Source organism: Alcanivorax sp. 97CO-5, assembly GCF_000524665.1.
Taxonomy (GTDB): Bacteria; Pseudomonadota; Gammaproteobacteria; order Pseudomonadales; family Alcanivoracaceae; genus Alcanivorax; species Alcanivorax borkumensis.
Window position 1 is genome coordinate 1 of sequence record NZ_KI965893.1, and the last position, 1,558, is coordinate 1,558.

The 1,558-nt window shown below is 50.4% G+C and carries 1 protein-coding gene; it reads left to right on the forward strand.

Going from position 1 to position 1,558, the window contains the following annotated elements; genetic code table 11:
• Positions 1 to 122: 122 nt before the first annotated feature.
• Positions 123 to 1,535: a cytochrome P450 gene (locus Y017_RS08045; protein ID WP_011587498.1), complete on the forward strand. Its 1,413-nt coding sequence runs from the start codon at positions 123 to 125 to the stop codon at positions 1,533 to 1,535.
• Positions 1,536 to 1,558: the final 23 nt, after the last annotated feature.

Sequence of the window (1,558 nt, forward strand, 5' to 3'; positions counted from 1 at the left end):
TTGTCCATGACACCTGAGCGTGCAAAAACCTCTCGGTTGGGGTGTCAGGTTAAGGCCACGGAGACAATGGACGGAATGACTGTTCAATTGCCAGAATTTCAAATGTAAGTGCGGAGAGCGACATGTCAACGAGTTCAAGTACAAGTAATGACATCCAGGCAAAAATAATTAACGCCACATCCAAAGTCGTGCCAATGCATCTACAGATCAAGGCACTAAAAAACTTGATGAAGGTGAAGCGGAAGACCATTGGCACTTCCCGCCCTCAGGTGCACTTTGTTGAAACCGATTTGCCTGACGTCAATGATTTGGCGATAGAAGATATCGATACGAGTAACCCTTTTTTATACCGACAAGGTAAGGCGAATGCGTACTTTAAGCGGTTGCGTGATGAAGCGCCGGTGCACTACCAGAAGAACAGTGCTTTCGGGCCGTTCTGGTCGGTAACACGCTACGAAGATATTGTCTTCGTGGACAAGAGCCATGATTTGTTTTCCGCCGAACCCCAAATTATCTTGGGTGATCCTCCGGAAGGCCTGTCGGTTGAAATGTTCATCGCTATGGATCCTCCCAAGCACGACGTACAGCGTCGGGCAGTCCAGGGTGTTGTTGCGCCCAAGAACCTGAAAGAAATGGAAGGACTGATCCGCAAGCGCACCGGGGACGTACTCGATAGCCTGCCGTTGGACACTCCGTTCAACTGGGTGCCGGTGGTGTCGAAAGAGCTGACCGGGCGCATGCTCGCCTCACTGTTAGATTTCCCGTATGACGAACGCGAAAAACTGGTTGGCTGGTCGGATCGATTGTCCGGCGCGTCCTCGGCAACCGGCGGCGAGTTTACGAATGAAGATGTGTTTTTTGATGATGCTGCAGATATGGCGTGGGCTTTCTCCAAGCTTTGGCGTGATAAAGAAGCCCGTCAAAAAGCAGGTGAAGAGCCGGGTTTCGATTTGATCAGCATGCTTCAGTCCAATGAAGACACAAAAGATCTGATCAATCGTCCTTTGGAATTCATTGGTAATCTCGCGTTGTTGATTGTTGGCGGTAATGACACCACGCGTAACTCAATGAGCGGGGGGGTGCTGGCTTTAAATCAGTTCCCAGAGCAATTCGAGAAGCTAAAGGCGAACCCAAAGCTTATCCCCAATATGGTCTCTGAAATCATTCGCTGGCAAACGCCGCTTGCGTATATGCGCCGGGTTGCCAAGCAGGATGTGGAGCTGAACGGACAGACCATCAAGAAGGGTGATCGCGTGCTGATGTGGTATGCGTCGGGCAACCAGGATGAGAGAAAATTTGAGAATCCTGAGCAATTCATCATCGACCGCAAAGATACGCGTAACCATGTGTCGTTTGGTTATGGGGTTCACCGTTGTATGGGCAACCGCCTTGCCGAACTGCAGCTGCGTATTCTGTGGGAAGAGCTTCTCCCTCGCTTTGAAAACATCGAAGTGATCGGTGAGCCGGAGCGCGTGCAATCGAACTTTGTGCGGGGCTATTCCAAGATGATGGTTAAGTTGACGGCTAAAAAATAATGACTCGCCAGAACGGAAAGGTG

Bases quoted from the DNA above. Each gene is read 5' to 3' on its own strand.
- Y017_RS08045 (WP_011587498.1), top strand. From the start codon at position 123: ATGTCAACGAGTTCAAGTACAAGTAATGACATCCAGGCAAAAATAATT.